The organism is Diaphorobacter sp. C33 (assembly GCF_030503915.1).
Classification (GTDB): domain Bacteria; phylum Pseudomonadota; class Gammaproteobacteria; order Burkholderiales; family Burkholderiaceae_C; genus Diaphorobacter; species Diaphorobacter nitroreducens.
Genome location: NZ_CP129980.1, coordinates 3,537,404 through 3,554,249 on the forward strand (window position 1 = coordinate 3,537,404; position 16,846 = coordinate 3,554,249).

The following is a 16,846-nucleotide window of genomic DNA, read 5'->3' on the forward strand; positions in this document are numbered from 1 at the left end:
GCCCGAGGAGAGAAACCATGAAACAGATCCAAGACGCCTACATCGTTGCCGCCACGCGCACGCCCATCGGCCGTTCGCACAAGGGCTTTTTCCGCAACTACCGCCCGGACGACCTGCTGGCCACCACGCTCAAGAGCGCGCTGGCCCAGGTGCCGGGGCTGGACCCCGCCTCGATCGAGGACATCATCTGCGGCTGCGCCATCCCTGAGGCGCAGCAGGGCCTGAACGTGGCGCGCATCGGCGCCGTGCTGGCGGGCCTGCCCACCAGCGTGGGCGGCATCACGGTGAACCGCTTCTGCGCCTCGGGCCTGTCGGCCGTGGCCATGGCGGCCGACCGCATCCGCGTGGGCGAGGCCGAGGTGATGATCGCCGCTGGCGTGGAGAGCATGAGCATGGTGCCCATGATGGGCAACGCGCCCAGCCTGTCGCCCAGCATCTTTGAGCGTGACGGCGACGTGGGCATCGCCTACGGCATGGGCCTCACCGCCGAGAAGGTGGCCCAGCAGTGGAAGGTGAGCCGCGAGGCGCAGGACGCCTTCGCGCTGGAGTCGCACCGCCGCGCCATCGCCGCGCAGCAGGCCGGCGAGTTTGCCGACGAGATCACGCCCATCGAGGTGACCGACCGCGCGGCCAACCTGGAGACGGGCGAAGTCATTGCCAGCACCCGCACCGTGAGCCTGGACGAGGGCGCCCGCCCCGACACCAGCCTGGAAGGCCTGGCCAAGCTGCGTACCGTGTTTGCCGCGCGCGGCACGGTCACGGCCGGCAACAGCTCGCAGACCAGCGACGGCGCCGGCGCGCTGATCCTGGCCAGCGAATCCGCCGTCAAGCGCTTCGGCCTCACGCCGCTGGCGCGCTTCGTCAGCTTCGCCAGCAAGGGCGTGCCGCCGTCCATCATGGGCATCGGCCCGATCGAGGCCATTCCCGCCGCGCTGCGCTATGCCGGTCTGAAGCAGGACGACATCGGCTGGTACGAGCTCAACGAAGCCTTCGCCGCCCAGTCGCTGGCCGTCATCAACACGCTGGGGCTGGACACGGCCAAGGTCAACCCCATGGGCGGCGCCATCGCGCTGGGCCACCCGCTGGGCGCGACGGGCGCCATCCGCTCGGCCACCGTGGTGCATGCGCTGCGCCGCAAGCAGCTCAAGTACGGCATGGTCACCATGTGCGTGGGCATGGGCCAGGGCGCGGCGGGTATCTTCGAGCGCGTGTAAGTAAGCGCCACTGCCGCGCGGCAGCGCGCGGGGATTGCAGCCGAGCCGGCGCAGACCGGCCGCCTTCATGGAGACAAGCCATGCAGAGTGAAACCCTGATGGTCGATGGCGCAGTGCCGCTGGCGCTGCGCGTGTACGCGCCACGGACTGGCCCCGCGCGCGCCAGCGTCGTCATTGGCGGCGCCATGGGCGTGCGCCAGGCCTTCTATGGGCCGTTCGCCGCCTGGCTGGCGCAGCAGGGCCTGCGGGTCACCACCTTCGACTACCGGGGGCAGGGCGAGTCGCTGAACGGTGGCATGCGCGAGGTGCGGGCCAACCTGTTCGACTGGGCGCGCGACTACGACGCGGTGATCGCCCATGCAGCCCAGGCGCTGCCTGGCCAGCCGCTGCTGCTGCTGGGGCACAGCCTGGGCGCGCAGCTGCCCGGGCTGCTGCGCGAGCATGCGCGCGTGAGCGGCCTGCTGAGCGTCGCCGCGGGCAGCGGCTACTGGCGCGACAACGCACCCCGCATCCGCCGCGCCATGCCTGCGTTCTGGCATGTGCTGGTGCCGTTGTCGGTGCGGCTGTGCGGCTACTTCCCTGGGCGGCGCCTGCGCGCCGTGGGCGACCTGCCCGCGGGGGTGATGCTGCAGTGGCGCCGCTGGTGCCTGCACCCGCGCTACAGCGTGGGGGCGGAGGGAGAATCCGCCCAGCGCAGCTACGCGGCGGTGCGCTTTCCGGTACACGCCTGGTCCATGCAGGACGATGAGCTCATGACCTGGCGCGGCACGCAAAGCCTGTTGGCGCTGTATGCGAACGCGCCGTGCAGCGTGGAGCGCATCGCGCCGCACGAGGCGCAGGCGCGGCGCATCGGGCACTTTGGATTTTTCCGCGAACAGTTCCGCGACACGCTGTGGCCCCGCGCCTTGCAGCAGCTGGAGGCGTTGGCCCAGGCGCAGCCGCAGGGCACCGCAGGTGCCACCGCCACCGCAGGCTGAGCCGAATCACGGCACACTCGCACCCATGACTACGCACCACAGCATTCATCCCCTGGACGCGGCGCTGGCGCTCTCGTCCAGCCATTCCGAAGGGGCCGGGCAGTACACCGGCCACACCTCGCCGGCTTACTGGAACATGGTCGGGCCGTTTGGCGGCATCACCGCGGCCACGCTGCTGCAGGCCGTGATGCAACACCCCGACCGCCTGGGCGAGCCCCTGTCGCTCACGGTGAACTACGCGGGCGCGCTGGCAGAGGGGCCGTTCACGCTGCAGGCCACGCCGGTGCGCACCAACCGCTCCACCCAGCACTGGACGCTGTCCATCCTGCAGGCGGGGGCGGACGGAGCGCCCGTGGTCACCACCACGGCCACCGTGGTCACGGCCGCCCGGCGCGAGACCTGGGGTGCCGCCGACACGCCCATGCCGCAGGTCCCCGCGCCGGCGCAGTGCAAACCCGTGCAACCGGCGTTCCGCTCGGAATGGCTGCAGCGCTACGAGATGCGCCCGGTGACCGGCGCGCTGCCCGAACAGTGGGACGACAGCGGCGACACCAGCCTGTCGCAGCTGTGGATGCGCGACGCGCCCGCGCGGGCGCTGGACTTTTGCGCGCTGGCGGCGCTGGCCGATGTGTTCTTCCCTCGCGTGTGGCTGCGCCGCGCGCGCCAGGTGCCCGCGGGCACCGTGTCCATCACCGTGTACTTTCATGCGGGCGCGGACCTGCTGGCGCAGACCGGCACGGGCTACCTGCTGGGCCAGGCGCGCGCGCAGGAGTTTCGCAACGGCTTTTTCGACCAGACCGTGCAGCTGTGGAATGAGGCCGGCGCCATGCTGGCCACCAGCCACCAGATCGTTTATTACAAAGAATGACCCCCGGAGCAACACCCATGAGTACCACGAAAGCAGACATCCTGGTCCACGCCGAAGAGGGCGTGACCACCATCACCTTCAACCGCGTGGAGAAGAAGAATTCCATCACCACGGCCATGTACGCGCAGCTGGCCGATGCGTTCGAGGCCGCGGCGCAGGACACTTCGGTGCGCGTGGTCGTGCTGCAGGGCGACGTGGCCATCTTCAGTGCGGGCAACGACATCGGCGACTTTTTGCAGCAACCGCCCGCCACGCAGGACGCGCCCGTGTTCCGCTTCCTGCGCGCCATCGCCACCTTTCCCAAGCCCGTGCTGGCGGCGGTGTGCGGCCCGGCGGTGGGCATCGGCACCACCCTGCTGTTCCACTGCGACCTGGTGTACGCGGGGGACAACGCGGCATTCTCGATGCCCTTCGTGAACCTGGGCCTGTGCCCCGAGGCCGCCTCCAGCCTGTTCGCGCCGCAGATGCTGGGCTACCACCGCGCGGCCGAGGCGCTGCTGCTGGGCGAGCCCTTCATGGCCGAGGCGGCGTTGGAAGTCGGCTTCGTCAACCGCGTGGTGCCGCCGACCGAATGCAACATGGTGGCCCAGGCCCAGGCGCGCAAGCTCGCGGCCAAGCCGCTGTCGGCCCTGATCGAAACCAAGCGCCTGCTCAAGAAGAGCCAGACCGCCGCCGTGCTGGAGCGCATGGCTGAGGAGGGCCAGAGTTTTGGCCGCATGCTGCGCGAACCCGCCGCCCGCGAGGCCTTCACCGCGTTCATGGACAAACGCCGCCCGGATTTCAGCGCCTGCTGACATCCTCCCCGCCACCGGACAGAGCAGGGTGGCGCCGGCATCCACGGCACGTTCGCGCAAGGCGCTGGGCGATCACCGCGGCTGTTGGATAGGATGGCTGTGCATTTGAAATAAAAGTGGCTCTAGCGCTTATCCAGCAAGCGCTAGCAGCTCCTGATAAGAGAGCAAAATTCCATGAACAAAACTGCCAGCCTGCCAGCGGCTTTCGAGCCCGAGTTCATCGCCGGCCTGCGCCAGATCTTTGAGGAGAAGATTCCCTTCAACCACCTGTTGGGCCTGAAGATCACGCGCCTGGAGCCCGCGGCCGTCGCGGCGCGCATCGACATGCGTCCCGATCTGGTGGGGCACTTTGCCTACAACCGGCTGCACGGCGGCGTCATCAGCGCGGGGCTGGATGCCATGGGCGGTCTGGCCGTGATGGCGGCCATCGGCGCCAAGCACATGGACGAGGCGCCCATGGACCGCCTGCACCGCTTCGCCAAGCTGGGCACCATCGACCTGCGCATCGACTATCTGCGCCCCGGCATCGGCAGCCACTTCGAGCTGCGGGCCGAGGTGCTGCGCCTGGGCTCGCGCGTGGCCACCACGCGCATGGAGTTCCTCGGCCCGCAGGGCGAGCTGATGTCCGCGGGAGCCGCGGCGTACATCGTCTCTTAGCGCGACCGTGCGAAGACGGCCGCGCCGGGCACGCGCCGTTTTGGGGATACGCGCTGTGTGCTGCTGCAAGCCCTGCAAGTGCATGCAACCATCGAACGGTTTGGTTACCGTTCTTGCGTAACAGGGGCGGTTTTGATCTGTGGCAACTCCTAGCATCTGCGGGTCTTTTCTAGGAGATCCGATCCGATGGCCGTGCAAAACCCCTTCTTTGGCAAACGCGAACCCGACACTTTCCAATCCCGCCAGCCTTCGTCAGCGCTGGGCGGCACCACCACCACCGCAAGCACCCCAACCGCCGCTCCCGCAACCAGAACCGCTGTGTCCACGGCCTCCAGCGCCACGGCCGAGGGCAGCGGCAGCAAGCTGACCGTGGGCCCCAACATCAAGCTCAAGGGTGTGGAGATCACCGATTGCGACACCCTCGTCGTGGAAGGCACCGTGGAGGCCACCATGGATTCGCGCGTGATCCAGATCACCGAGCAGGGCGCGTTCCGCGGCTCAGCAGAGATCGACATTGCCGAGATCCACGGCGAGTTCGACGGCACGCTCACCGTGCGCCAGAAGCTGGTGATCTTCAGCACCGGCAAGGTGAGCGGCAAGATCCGCTACGGCAAGGTGGTGATCGAAGAGGGTGGCCAGCTCTCCGGCGAGATTGAGGTGGGCCTGGGTGGTGGCGCGCGCATGAGCGCGGCCTCGGGTTCGTCGTCTGCCGCATCCTCGGCCGCGCTGGCCGCGGCCTGACGCCGGCACACCCATCGCCGCCAGCGGGAGGCCGTGAGGCGCTCCCGTTTTTTTACGGCGCGACGCTTTCTTCGCCCGGCTTCTGAATGGGGCGCGGGCGGCCGTTCTCGTCGATGGCCACATAGGTCAGCGACGCCTCGGTCACCTTCACGTAGCTGCCCTGGGTGCGGATGTGCTCGGCATAGACCTCCACCTGCACGGTCATGGAGGTGTTGCCGATGCGCGTGACTTCGGCAAAGAACGACAGCAGGTCGCCCACGCGCACGGGCTGCTTGAAGATGAATTCGTTCACCGCTACCGTGGCCATGCGGCCGCGGATGTACCGCGCGGGCAGCACGGAGCCAGCCAGATCCACCTGCGCCATGACCCAGCCGCCGAAGATGTCGCCATTGCCGTTGGTGTCGGCGGGCATGGGTATCACCTTGAGTACCAGTTCCTTATCGGCGGGCAACTGGCTGTGGGAGGCGGGGCGATCCTGGGACATGGGCACAATCTTTGGTTTTGCTTGACTCCACGGATTGTCCATCATGCGCCGCTACGGCGAAGCCATCGCCTCCGACAGCCCACGCGTTCGTTCCGACCGGGCCACCCTGCAGCGCCTGCTGCCCTATCTGTGGCAGTACAAATGGCGCGTGGTCGCGGCCATGGCCTTCATGGTCGGCGCCAAGCTGGCCAACGTGGGGGTGCCGCTGCTGCTCAAGAGGCTCGTCGATGCCATGACGCTGCCCGCCGGCAGCACCACGGCGCTGCTGGTGGTGCCCGTGGGGCTGCTGCTGGCCTACGGGGCGCTGCGCCTGGCCAACTCGGTGTTCAACGAGTTGCGCGAGCTGGTGTTCGCCAAGGCCACGCATGGCGCGGCGCGCGCCATCGCGCTCAAGACCTTCGAGCACCTGCATGCGCTGTCCCTGCGCTTTCACCTGGAGCGCCAGACCGGCGGCATGACGCGCGACATCGAGCGCGGCGTGCGCGGCATCGAGTCGCTGGTGTCGTTCGCGCTGTTCAACCTGGCCGCCACGCTGGTCGAGGTACTGCTGGTGCTGTTCATCCTGGCGCGCCAGTTCGACGTGTGGTTTGCCGTCATCACGCTCACCGCGCTGGTGCTGTACGTCGCCTTCACCGTGGGCGTGACGCAGTGGCGCATCCAGTTCCGGCGCCAGGCGAACCAGTTCGACTCGGCCGCGCACAGCAAGGCCATCGATTCGCTGCTGAACTACGAGACCGTCAAGTACTTCAACAACGAGCAGTTCGAGGCGCGCCGCTACGACGAAAGCCTGGAGCAATTGCGGCAGGCCCAGCTCAAGAGCCGCAGCACCCTGGGGCTGCTCAACAGCGGGCAGCAGCTCATCATCGCCGTGGGGCTGGTGGCCATGCTGTGGCGCGCCACCGAGGGCGTGGCCGCGGGGCGCATGACGCTGGGCGACCTGGTCATGGTCAACGCCTTCATGATCCAGATCTACATCCCGCTGAACTTCCTGGGCGTGATCTACCGCGAAATCCGGCAGAACCTGACCGACCTGGACAAGATGTTCACGCTGATGGACAGGGAGCAGGAGGTGGCCGATGCGCCCTGCGCCCAGCCGCTGACGGACCTGCACACGCCCACCGTGCGTTTCGAGGATGTGCACTTCGCCTACGACCCCGCACGGCCCGTATTGCAGGGAGTGAGCTTCACGATTCCCGCTGGCAAGACGGTTGCCGTGGTCGGCCCCTCGGGCGCAGGCAAGAGCACCCTGAGCCGCCTGCTGTACCGTTTCTATGACCTGCAGGGCGGGCGCATCACCATCGCGGAGCAGGACATCCGGACGGTCACGCAGGACAGCCTGCGCCGCGCCATCGGCATCGTGCCGCAGGACACGGTGCTGTTCAACGACACCGTGGCCTACAACATCGCCTACGGCCGCACCGGCGCCAGCCAGGCTGAGGTTGAGCAGGCAGCGCGCGCTGCGCACATCCATGCCTTCATCGCAGCCCAGCCCAAGGGCTACGACACCATGGTGGGCGAGCGCGGGCTGAAGCTCAGCGGTGGCGAGAAGCAGCGCGTGGCCATTGCGCGCACGCTGCTCAAGAACCCACCCATCCTGATCTTCGACGAGGCCACCAGCGCCCTGGACTCCGCCAACGAGCGTGCCATCCAGGCCGAGCTGGCCAGCGCCGCGCAGAACAAGACGACCCTGGTGATCGCCCACCGCCTGTCCACCGTGGTGGACGCGCACGAAATCCTGGTCATGGAGGCCGGCCGTATCGTCGAGCGTGGCACGCACGCGCAGCTGCTGGCCCACGGCGGGCACTACGCGCGCATGTGGGCGTTGCAGAAGAATGATGGTCAAAACGGGCTGTAGCGCTTATGTGGCAAGCGCAAGCAGCTATCAAAATGAAAGCACGGAGCGTTGAGCATGGATATCGTCGCCCTGCAGCGTGAACTGCGCGCCTTCGCCGCCGCGCGTGACTGGCAGCCCTTTCACACGCCCAAGAACCTGGCCATGGCGCTGATGGTGGAGGCGGCCGAGCTGCAGGAGCTGTTCCAGTGGCTCACGCCGGAGCAGTCGCGCACCTTCACCCAGGACGCCACCGCCCACGAGCGGGTGGGCGACGAGATGGCCGATGTGCTGCTGTACCTGCTGCAGCTGGCGGACTACGCGGGCGTGGACCTGGAAGTTGCCGTGCGGCGCAAGCTGGCCAAGAACGCCGTCAAGCATCCCGTTCCCTGATGCGTGAGGCGTAAAAAAGCGGCTAGCGCCCGTGGTTAGGGCGTTAGCCGCTTTTGATTTGATAGCGCTGGCAGAGCCTGCGCTATGGGGCAAGGCGCCCCATTACTGCCCCATTATTGTTTGCGCGCCGCAATCGCCTTCTCGGCTGCGCTTACCAAGTCGGCGCCGATCTGGCCCTTCCACTTCTCGAACACGGGGCGCGTGGCCTTCACGAAGGCGTCGCGCTCGGCGGGGCTCAGCTGCGTCACGGTCACGCCATTCGCAGCGATGTCCTTGAGCAGGGGCTTGTCGGCCTCGATCATGCCTTTGCGCGCGATGGCAATTTCTTCCTTGCCGGCTTCGATGGCGGCCTGCTTGACGGCTTCGCGGTCGGCGGGCGTCCAGCTGTTCCACACGTCCTTGTTCACCACGAAGATCAGCGGGTCGTTCATGTAGCCCCACATGGTCACGTGCTTCTGTGCCACGGTGTGCAGCTTGGCGGCCTGGTACACGGCGATGGGATTCTCCTGGCCATCCACGGCGCCGCTGGCCATGGCGGGCTGTGCGTCGGCCCAGCTCATCTGCGTGGGGTTGGCGCCCAGCGCGGTGAAGGTGTCGAGGAACAGGGGCGAGCCCACCACGCGGATCTTCAGACCCTTGAGGTCGGCGGGGCTCTTGATGGCGTGCTTGGAGTTGCTGATCTCGCGGTAGCCGTTCTCACCCCAGGCCAGTGGCACCACGCCGGCCTTTTCCAGTGTCTGGAAGATGCTCTTGCCGACTTCGCCCTGTGTGACCGCATCGACAGCCGCGTAGTCGGGGAACAGGAAGGGCAGCGAGAACAGGTTCAGCGCCTTCACCTGGGGCGACCAGTTGATGGTGGACCCCACGGCCATGTCGATCACGCCCTGGCGCAGCGCGGAAAACTCACGTGTCTGGTCGCCCTGGATCAGCGACACGCCCGGGTAGAGCTTGATGTTGATGCGGCCCTGGGTTTTCTCCTTGACCTTCTGTGCCCAGATCTCGCCGCCCTTGCCCCACGGGAAGGCGGTGCCCAGTACCAGCGACATGCGATATTCGCTCTTGTAGTTCTGCGCCAGCGCGGGTGTGCCGAAGGCAAGGGCCGCAGCAGCGGCGACGGCGGAAGTGAGGAAAGTGCGAAGTTTCATGGGACAGGTCTCCTTGGAAAAAATGCGAACGAATCAATAGCCCAGCTGGGCAGGCAGCCACAGGGCCAGCTGCGGGAAGGCGATCACGGCCACCATCACCAGGAACATGGCCAGCAGCATGGGGCCAACCCAGCGCACGGTGGACTCCATGCGCACGCCTGCGATGCGGCAGCTGACCATCAGGTTCACGGCCAGCGGCGGCGTGAACTGGCCCAGTGCGACCTTCAGGGTGAGGATCACGCCGAACCACACCGGGTCCCACTGGTAGTGCTGCATGATGGGCAGCAAGAGCGGCACGAAGATCAGGAAGATCGAGATGCCGTCCAGGAACATGCCCACGGTGATGAGCAGCAGGATCAAAAGCGCCAGCACGCCGTATTCGCCCAGGCCGGAGTTCACGATGGCGTTGGCCACCGGGTCGATCACGCCCAGTGTGGACAGCGAGAATGCGAAGATGCCCGCCAGCGACACCACGATCAGGATCACGGCCGACAGCTCGCCCGCTTCGCGCAGGATGGTGAACAGGTCGCGCACCCGAATGGTGCGGTGGATCACCATGCCCACGAACAGGCCGTAGAACACGGCCACCACAGCGGCCTCGGTGGGTGTGAACCACCCCGCGCGCATGCCGCCCAGGATCAGCACCGGCGCGGCCAGGCCCCAGGAGGCTTCGCGCAGGCTGCGCCAGAACGGCGGGCGGGGCATGTCGGCTTCCAGGTGGCCCATGCGGTGGCGGCGCGCCATCCACACGGCCGGCACGATCAGCGCAATGCCCGCCAGCACGCCCGGCACCATGCCCGCCGCGAACAAGGCCGGCACCGAGGCCCCGGGCACCAACACCGAATAGATGATGAACGCCACCGAAGGCGGGATGAGGATGTCCGTGGCTGCGGCCGCCCCCACCACACTCGCTGAGAAGCTGCCGGGGTAGCCCGCGCGGCTCATGGCCGCGATCATCACCCCGCCCACGGCGGCCGCGTTGGCCGGTCCCGAGCCGGAGATGCCGCCCAGGAACATGGCCACGGCAATCGCCACCAGCGGCAGCATGCCCGGTCCGCGCCCGACGATCGCCACGGCAAAGTTCACCAGGCGCAGCGCTACGCCCGAGCGGTCGAAGATCGAGCCCACCAGCACGAACATGGGAATCGCCAGCAGCGGGTACTTGCCCAGCCCGGCGTAGAAGTTCTGCGGCACGGCGAGCAGGCCAAACCATTGCGTCTCGGCATTGGCCAGCGCAATGGCGGCGGCGCCGGCCAACCCCAGGGCGGCACCGATGGGAACGCCCACAAACATCAGCACCAGGAAGGCGACGAAGAGCAGCGTGGCGATCATGGCTGGCGCTCTCCGTCGTCGTCTGCGTCATTGCCGAGAAACTCCACGTCCGGCTGGCGCGTGCGGCGGATCAGCAGGCCAATGGCGCGCCAGGTGATGAGCAGCGAGAGGATGGGCAGCCAGACCGAGTACCACCACTGCGGCACGCCGATGCCGGGCGAGGTTTCTTCGAAGCGGTAGTCGTCCCAGACCACGCGCACGCTGAGCACGGCGATCACCGCGAACAGCACGGCCACCAGCAGTGCGCCAAGTTGCGCCAACCGGCGGCGGCGGGCTGCGGAGCCGCTGTCGCAGAAGAATTCGATGCGGATGTGGCGGTCGCGCGCCACGGCGGCAGAGCCAGCCACCAGGGCCAGCACGATCATCAGGAAGACCGAGAGCTCCTCGGTCCAGGCAAAGGACGAATTGGTGAAATAGCGCACGAGCACGTTGGCAAACGTGATCAGCGCCAGCAGCGCCATGACGATGACGGTGAGCCAGTCCTCGATGCGCAGGGAACGGGGTTCGCTGGAGGCGGGGGCGCTAGAGACGCGCGCGCCATCCGGGGCGGCATCGTCGGCCGGCCCGGGGGTAGGTAGGGAGGACATGGGGGCAGAGAACAGAAAAGTCGAACATGAAAGGCTGGCCGCTCTGCCCTCCGGTGTTGTGCACCAGGGGCCTGGTCGAAGGATTGCGCTGTGGGCGCGAGAGGGCCTATTTTGCAATCAAACGTACGGTGCTCCGCCGCAGGGTGTTCCCCAGGAGGGCGCTGGGGCGGCCCAGTCGCGCTCAACAGGGGGAGAAGGCCTGCCTGGGCGCATCGATAATGCGGGCCATGGAAACCAAATGGCTCGAAGACTTCGTCAGCCTGGCAGAAACGCGCAGCTTCAGCCGCTCGGCGCAATTGCGCCATGTGACACAGCCCGCTTTTTCGCGGCGCATCCAGGCGCTGGAGGCCTGGGCCGGCACCGATCTGGTGGACCGCAGTTCCTACCCCACGCGGCTGACGGCCGCGGGCAACACGCTGTACGACCAGGCGCTGGAGGTGCTGCAGGCGCTGCAGAACACGCGCGCCATGCTGCGCGCGCACACCAGCGCGGGCACCGACATGATCGAGTTCGCCGTGCCGCATACGCTGGCGTTCACTTTTTTCCCGGCCTGGGTGTCGGCGCTGCGGGCGGACTTCGGCCCGCTCAAAAGCCGGCTGATCGCCCTGAATGTGCACGACGCGGTGATGCGCCTCGTGGAGGGCGGCTGCGATCTGCTCATCTCCTACCACCATCCATCGCAGCCTCTGCAGTTGGACCCGGACCGCTACGAGATGGTGACGCTGGGGCAGGAGGTCCTGGCCCCCTACGCCAAGGCGGGCGCGGATGGTCAGCCGCTGTTTTGCCTGCCGGGCCGGCCTGGCGAGCCGCTGCCCTACCTGGGGTATGCGCCGGGGGCCTACTTGGGGCGCGTGACGGAGCTGATCCTCAAGCAGGCGGGGACGGCCATCCACTTGGACCGCGTGTACGAAACGGATATGGCCGAAGGCCTGAAGGCCATGGCGCTGGAAGGGCACGGCGTCGCCTTCCTGCCCTACAGCGCGGTGAAGAAGGAACTGCGTTCGCGCAAGCTCCTGAGCGCGGCGCCGCCCGACGCGCAGGACCTGCAGATGGTGATGGAAGTACGCGCCTACCGCGAAAAGCCCTCGCGCAAGGAGCCGGCCAAGGGCCTGGCCCAGTCCCTGTGGACGTACCTGCAGACGCGCGCCGGACAGAACCCCATCTGACGCGGGCGCACCACACTTGGCATGCAAGTCTTGCATGCAAACCCACATCCCTGGCATTGGATTGCGTGGTCACGCGACATTACAGTCTTTGAAACTAAATGTGGCAACGCACGGTCGCACCGAAACATGGCGCGCACCTGGTGCGGAGATTGCTAAGCCATGCACAAGGGAGATCCTCTGAATGAATTGCAAGCAAGGATGGAAGGCGCTGGGCGCCGCGGTGGCGCTGTGCTGCGCCGTGGGCGCGCAAGCCCAAGGGGTGCTGGAGCGTGTGCGCGGCGGCGGACCGCTGGTGCTGGCGCACCGTGAATCGTCGGTGCCGTTTTCGTACGTGCACGAGGGCAAGCCCATGGGCTACGCCCTGGACCTGTGCCTGCATATCGCCGAAGTGGTGCGCAAGAAGACCGGCATGAAGAACATGCCGGTGCAGTTGGTGCAGGTGACACCCGCCAATCGCATTGAGATGGTGAAGACCGGCAAGGCCGATATGGAATGCGGCTCCACCACCAACAACGCCGAGCGCCGCAAGGATGTGGCCTTCACCATTCCGCACTTCATCACGGGTGCGCGCCTGCTGGTGCCCGCGGCCAGCACGGTGACGCGCATGGAGGATCTGGAAGGCAAGAAGCTCGTGTCCACCAAAGGCACGACGCCCTACAAAGCGGCCGAGCAGGCCAACCGCGAACGGCTGATGCGCATCCAGATGGTGGAGGCGCCCGACCATGAGGCCGCGGTGGTCATGGTGGAGAAGGGCCAGGCCGACGCCTTCGTGATGGACGATGTGCTGTTGTATGGCTTGGCGGCCAACCGCCCCGACCCCAAGGCGCTGAAGGTGGTGGGCCGCTTCGTCACCACCGAGCCGCTGGCGATCATGCTTCCCAAGAACGATCCCGAGTTCAAGAAGTTGGTGGACGAGGAGATGCGCCGCCTGATCGTGAGCAATGAGATCAACGCCATCTACGACAAGTGGTTCATGCAGCCCATTGCGCCTACCCACCGTGCGCTGAACCTGCCCGTGAGCTACCTGCTGCGGGACTTCTGGAAATACCCTACCGATCAGGTTCCCTTCTGAACCCACAATACGCCCCTGTCTTGAACGTGCCGCAGGGCGTGGCTTGACCGCCATCGGTTCCCCAGAACGGTCGTTCGATTTCAATACACTTCGCTTTTCGCTTCACCCACAAGGAGATATTCATGAAGAAGCATTTGCTGGCCGCAGCCATTACCGTCCTGGCCGCTGGTAGCGCGTTCGCACAGACCAACGACACCCTGGCCAAGATCAAATCTACGGGTGCCGTGACGCTGGGCGTGCGCGAGTCCTCGGGCCTGGGCTACACCCTGGGCAACGGCAAGTACGTAGGCTTCCACACCGAGATGGGTGAGCGCGTCCTGGCCGACATCCAGAAGCAGCTGGGCCTGGCCAACATGGAGATCAAGTACCAGCCGGTGACTTCGCAGAACCGTATTCCGCTGGTGACCAACGGCACGGTGGACATCGAGTGCGGCTCCACCACCAACAACACCGCACGCCAGAAGGACGTGGCCTTCGCCGTGACCACCTACGTGGAAGAAGTGCGCATCGCCGTGAACGCCAAGTCGGGCATTACCGGCATCAAGGACCTGAACGGCAAGACCATCGTCACTACCACCGGCACGACGTCGGTGCAGACGCTGCGCAAGAACAAGCGCGCCGATGGCCTGACCTTCAAGGAAGTCATGGGCAAGGACCACGCCGACAGCTTCCTGATGCTGGAGACGGGCCGTGCCGACGCCTTCATCATGGACGGCTCCATCCTGGCGGCCAACATCTCCAAGTCCAAGAACCCTGCCGATTTCAAGATCGTGGGTGAAGTGCTGTCGGTGGAGCCCATTGCCTGCATGCTGCGCAAGGACGACCCCGCCTTCAAGAAGGCCGTGGACGATTCCATCAAGCGCCAGATCGCAGATGGCAGCCTGGCCAAGCTGTACGACAAGTGGTTCATGCAACCCATCCCGCCGGCCAACGTGAAGATCGGCCTGCCGCTGTCCGAAGCTACGAAGAACGCATGGGCCCACCCCAACGACAAGCCCATGGAGTCGTACGAAGTCAAGTAATCGGCTTGCATTGCATCGCCCCTTCGGCCTCCGGGCCCGGAGGGGCGTTTTTTGTTGTTGCGCCAGCGCCGCCATGCGCTGCCGCGGCAACACGGATCGAAGAATAGAAGGGGTGCTCCTATGAATTGGGATTGGCAGGTGTTCTGCCAGGACACCATTACCCAAGAGGTCGGTCAAAGCTGCTTCGGCAAGAACGGCGACATCACCTACCTCGACTGGATGCTGTCGGCCTGGGGCTGGACGGTATCCGTTTCCTTGCTGTCGCTGGCCGTTGCGCTGGTGGTCGGTTCACTGGTTGGCACGCTGCGCACGCTGGAAGGCCGTCCATGGACGGTGCGGCTGGGCAATGCCTGGGTCGAGCTGTTTCGCAACATTCCGCTGCTGGTGCACATCTTTGTGTGGTACCACGTGGTGCCGTCGATCTTCCCGGCCATGAAGTCGCTGCCGGGCTTCGTGCTGGTGGTGTTTGCGCTGGGCTTTTTCACCTCGGCGCGTATCGCCGAGCAGGTGCGTTCGGGCATCCAGGCGTTGCCGCGCGGCCAGCGCTATGCGGGCATGGCGCTGGGCTTCACCACGTTCCAGTACTACCGCTACGTGCTGCTGCCGATGGCGTTTCGCATCATCATCCCGCCGCTCACCAGCGAGACCATGAACGTGTTCAAGAACTCGTCGGTGGCGTTTGCCGTTTCCGTGGCCGAGCTGACCATGTTCGCCATGCAGGCGCAGGAAGAGACTTCACGTGGCATCGAGGTGTACCTGGCCGTCACGGCGCTGTACATCATCTCGGCCTTTGCCATCAACCGCATCATGGCGTTCATCGAAAAGCGCACGCGGGTGCCGGGCCTGATTGCCGCAGGCGGGGGAGGACACTGATATGAACCTGAATATCGATTGGTCCTTCTTCACCTGGGAGCTGTTCAGCAACTTCGTGATCAAGGGGCTGTACTTCAGCCTGGTGCTGACGGTGATCGCCACCGTGGGCGGCATCCTGCTGGGCACGGTGCTGGCGCTCATGCGCCTGTCGGGCAAGAAGTGGCTGGACGTGCCGGCCACCATCTATGTCAACGGCATGCGCTCGATTCCGCTGGTGATGGTGATCCTGTGGTTCTTCCTGCTGGTGCCCATGATCATCGGTCGCCCCATCGGCGCCGAGGTGTCGGCCGTGGTGACCTTCATCGCCTTCGAAGCCGCCTACTTCAGCGAGATCATGCGCGCAGGCATCCAGTCCATCCCGCGCGGCCAGGTGTTCGCGGGGCAGGCGCTGGGCATGACCTACGGGCAGAACATGCGCCTGGTGGTGCTGCCGCAGGCCTTCCGCAACATGCTGCCGGTGCTGCTCACGCAGACCATCATCCTGTTCCAGGACACGTCGCTGGTGTACGCCATCGGTGCCTACGACATGCTCAAGGGCTTCGAGATCGCGGGCAAGAACTATGGCCGCCCGATCGAGGCCTACCTGGCCGCGGCCGTGGTCTATTTCATCCTCTGCTACGCGCTGTCCTGGCTGGTCAAGCGCCTGCACAAGAAGATCGCCATCATTCGCTGAAGCGGCGTTCCAAGGAATTGCAATGATTGAACTGAAGAACGTTTCCAAGTGGTACGGCAGCTTCCAGGTGCTCACGGACTGCTCCACGAACATCCAGAAGGGTGAGGTGGTGGTGGTCTGCGGGCCCTCCGGCTCCGGCAAGTCCACCCTCATCAAGACCATCAACGCGCTGGAGCCCTTCCAGAAGGGCGAGATCTTCGTGGACGGCGTGGCCGTGCACGATCCCAAGACGGACCTGCCCAAGCTGCGCAGCCGCGTGGGTATGGTGTTCCAGCACTTCGAGCTGTTTCCCCACCTGTCGGTGACCGAGAATCTGACCATCGCGCAGATCAAGGTGCTGGGCCGCAACCCCACCGACGCCAAGGCCCGCGGCCTGAAGATGCTGGAGCGCGTGGGCCTGACGGCGCACAAGGACAAGTTCCCCGGCCAGCTGTCGGGCGGTCAGCAGCAGCGCGTGGCGATTGCGCGCGCACTGTCGATGGACCCCATCGTGATGCTGTTCGACGAGCCGACCTCGGCCCTGGACCCCGAAATGGTGGGCGAGGTGCTGGACGTGATGGTGGGCCTGGCCCACGAGGGCATGACCATGATGTGCGTAACCCACGAGATGGGCTTCGCGCGCAAGGTGAGCAACCGCGTGATCTTCATGGACGTGGGCGGCAAGATCCTGGAGGACTGCTCGAAGGAGGAATTCTTCGGCAACCCCGAGGCGCGCCAGCCGCGCACCAAGGACTTCCTCAACAAGATCCTGCAGCATTGATTCTGCACACCCCCTGAGGCGCTTCGCCTTCCCCCCCACTCGCAGCGCTGCGCTGCAGGAGGGGCGCGCAGCCGGCGGCAGGGCAGAGCCAGGCCTAGGGCTGCCATGGTCCGGGGCGCGCCAGTGGGATGGGCCGTGGCCCAGGCTTGCCCGGGTGGCGTACAAAAGCAAAAGGGCAGAAGGGCAAAAGGCGCCATTGGCGCCTTTTGCTTTTATTTTGATAGCTGCTAGCGTTTGATGGATGGGCGTTAGAGCCT

Annotated in this window: 18 protein-coding genes; 14 read left to right on the forward strand and 4 right to left on the reverse strand. The window is 66.1% G+C overall.

Features of this window, described 5'->3' with window-relative positions; translation table 11 throughout:
• Positions 1-17: 17 nt before the first annotated feature.
• From QY917_RS16685 to QY917_RS16710, 6 genes are all read left to right on the forward strand, one after another.
• A complete protein-coding gene (locus QY917_RS16685) occupies positions 18-1,214 on the forward strand; it encodes an acetyl-CoA C-acyltransferase (RefSeq protein ID WP_123674949.1) in 1,197 nt (398 codons plus the stop codon).
• A gap of 80 nt (positions 1,215-1,294) precedes the next feature.
• Positions 1,295-2,191, forward strand: coding sequence for an alpha/beta fold hydrolase (locus QY917_RS16690; RefSeq protein ID WP_123674950.1), 897 nt, complete (start codon positions 1,295-1,297; stop codon positions 2,189-2,191).
• Positions 2,192-2,216: 25 nt separating this feature from the next.
• A complete protein-coding gene (locus QY917_RS16695; RefSeq protein ID WP_011804051.1) occupies positions 2,217-3,059 on the forward strand; it encodes an acyl-CoA thioesterase II in 843 nt (280 codons plus the stop codon).
• Positions 3,060-3,076: 17 nt separating this feature from the next.
• A complete protein-coding gene (locus tag QY917_RS16700; protein WP_123674951.1) occupies positions 3,077-3,853 on the forward strand; it encodes an enoyl-CoA hydratase in 777 nt (258 codons plus the stop codon).
• A gap of 174 nt (positions 3,854-4,027) precedes the next feature.
• Positions 4,028-4,510, forward strand: coding sequence for a thioesterase family protein (locus QY917_RS16705; protein WP_123674952.1), 483 nt, complete (start codon positions 4,028-4,030; stop codon positions 4,508-4,510).
• 186 nt (positions 4,511-4,696) lie between these two features.
• Positions 4,697-5,251, forward strand: coding sequence for a polymer-forming cytoskeletal protein (locus QY917_RS16710; protein WP_047349319.1), 555 nt, complete (start codon positions 4,697-4,699; stop codon positions 5,249-5,251).
• A gap of 52 nt (positions 5,252-5,303) precedes the next feature.
• On the opposite strand, the gene QY917_RS16715 is transcribed toward QY917_RS16710, so the two are convergent.
• The gene (locus tag QY917_RS16715; RefSeq protein ID WP_123674953.1) at positions 5,304-5,735 is read right to left on the reverse strand and encodes an acyl-CoA thioesterase; all 432 of its coding nucleotides are present in this window, start codon (positions 5,733-5,735) and stop codon (positions 5,304-5,306) included.
• 43 nt (positions 5,736-5,778) lie between these two features.
• Between QY917_RS16715 and QY917_RS16720 the strand changes: the two genes are divergently transcribed.
• A complete protein-coding gene (locus QY917_RS16720; protein ID WP_123675243.1) occupies positions 5,779-7,590 on the forward strand; it encodes an ABC transporter ATP-binding protein/permease in 1,812 nt (603 codons plus the stop codon).
• Between the two features lie 54 nt (positions 7,591-7,644).
• The gene (locus QY917_RS16725; protein WP_047349317.1) at positions 7,645-7,959 is read left to right on the forward strand and encodes a nucleotide pyrophosphohydrolase; all 315 of its coding nucleotides are present in this window, start codon (positions 7,645-7,647) and stop codon (positions 7,957-7,959) included.
• 113 nt (positions 7,960-8,072) lie between these two features.
• Here the strand turns inward: QY917_RS16725 and QY917_RS16730 are convergent, their stop codons facing one another.
• From QY917_RS16730 to QY917_RS16740, 3 genes are read right to left on the reverse strand one after another with little or no spacing between them, the layout of a single operon-like run.
• The gene (locus tag QY917_RS16730; protein WP_012655603.1) at positions 8,073-9,104 is read right to left on the reverse strand and encodes a DctP family TRAP transporter solute-binding subunit; all 1,032 of its coding nucleotides are present in this window, start codon (positions 9,102-9,104) and stop codon (positions 8,073-8,075) included.
• Between the two features lie 33 nt (positions 9,105-9,137).
• The gene (locus QY917_RS16735) at positions 9,138-10,436 is read right to left on the reverse strand and encodes a TRAP transporter large permease (RefSeq protein WP_011804059.1); all 1,299 of its coding nucleotides are present in this window, start codon (positions 10,434-10,436) and stop codon (positions 9,138-9,140) included.
• Positions 10,433-11,023, reverse strand: a complete 591-nt coding sequence (locus QY917_RS16740; protein WP_123674954.1) for a TRAP transporter small permease — start codon at positions 11,021-11,023, stop codon at positions 10,433-10,435. Before QY917_RS16740 ends, QY917_RS16735 begins: the two co-directional genes overlap by 4 nt.
• Before the next feature lie 227 nt (positions 11,024-11,250).
• On the opposite strand from QY917_RS16740, the gene QY917_RS16745 reads away from it, so the two are divergent.
• From QY917_RS16745 to QY917_RS16770, 6 genes are all read left to right on the forward strand, one after another.
• Positions 11,251-12,189 (forward strand): LysR family transcriptional regulator, encoded by a 939-nt coding sequence (locus QY917_RS16745; RefSeq protein WP_011804061.1) that lies wholly within the window; start codon positions 11,251-11,253, stop codon positions 12,187-12,189.
• 181 nt (positions 12,190-12,370) lie between these two features.
• Positions 12,371-13,261, forward strand: a complete 891-nt coding sequence (locus QY917_RS16750) for an amino acid ABC transporter substrate-binding protein (protein WP_123674955.1) — start codon at positions 12,371-12,373, stop codon at positions 13,259-13,261.
• A 122-nt stretch (positions 13,262-13,383) separates the two neighbouring features.
• The gene (locus QY917_RS16755; RefSeq protein WP_123674956.1) at positions 13,384-14,283 is read left to right on the forward strand and encodes a transporter substrate-binding domain-containing protein; all 900 of its coding nucleotides are present in this window, start codon (positions 13,384-13,386) and stop codon (positions 14,281-14,283) included.
• A 120-nt stretch (positions 14,284-14,403) separates the two neighbouring features.
• Positions 14,404-15,156, forward strand: coding sequence for an amino acid ABC transporter permease (locus QY917_RS16760; RefSeq protein ID WP_011804064.1), 753 nt, complete (start codon positions 14,404-14,406; stop codon positions 15,154-15,156).
• 1 nt (position 15,157) lies between these two features.
• The gene (locus QY917_RS16765; protein ID WP_011804065.1) at positions 15,158-15,829 is read left to right on the forward strand and encodes an amino acid ABC transporter permease; all 672 of its coding nucleotides are present in this window, start codon (positions 15,158-15,160) and stop codon (positions 15,827-15,829) included.
• Positions 15,830-15,851: 22 nt separating this feature from the next.
• Positions 15,852-16,589, forward strand: a complete 738-nt coding sequence (locus tag QY917_RS16770) for an amino acid ABC transporter ATP-binding protein (RefSeq protein WP_088887660.1) — start codon at positions 15,852-15,854, stop codon at positions 16,587-16,589.
• Positions 16,590-16,846: the final 257 nt, after the last annotated feature.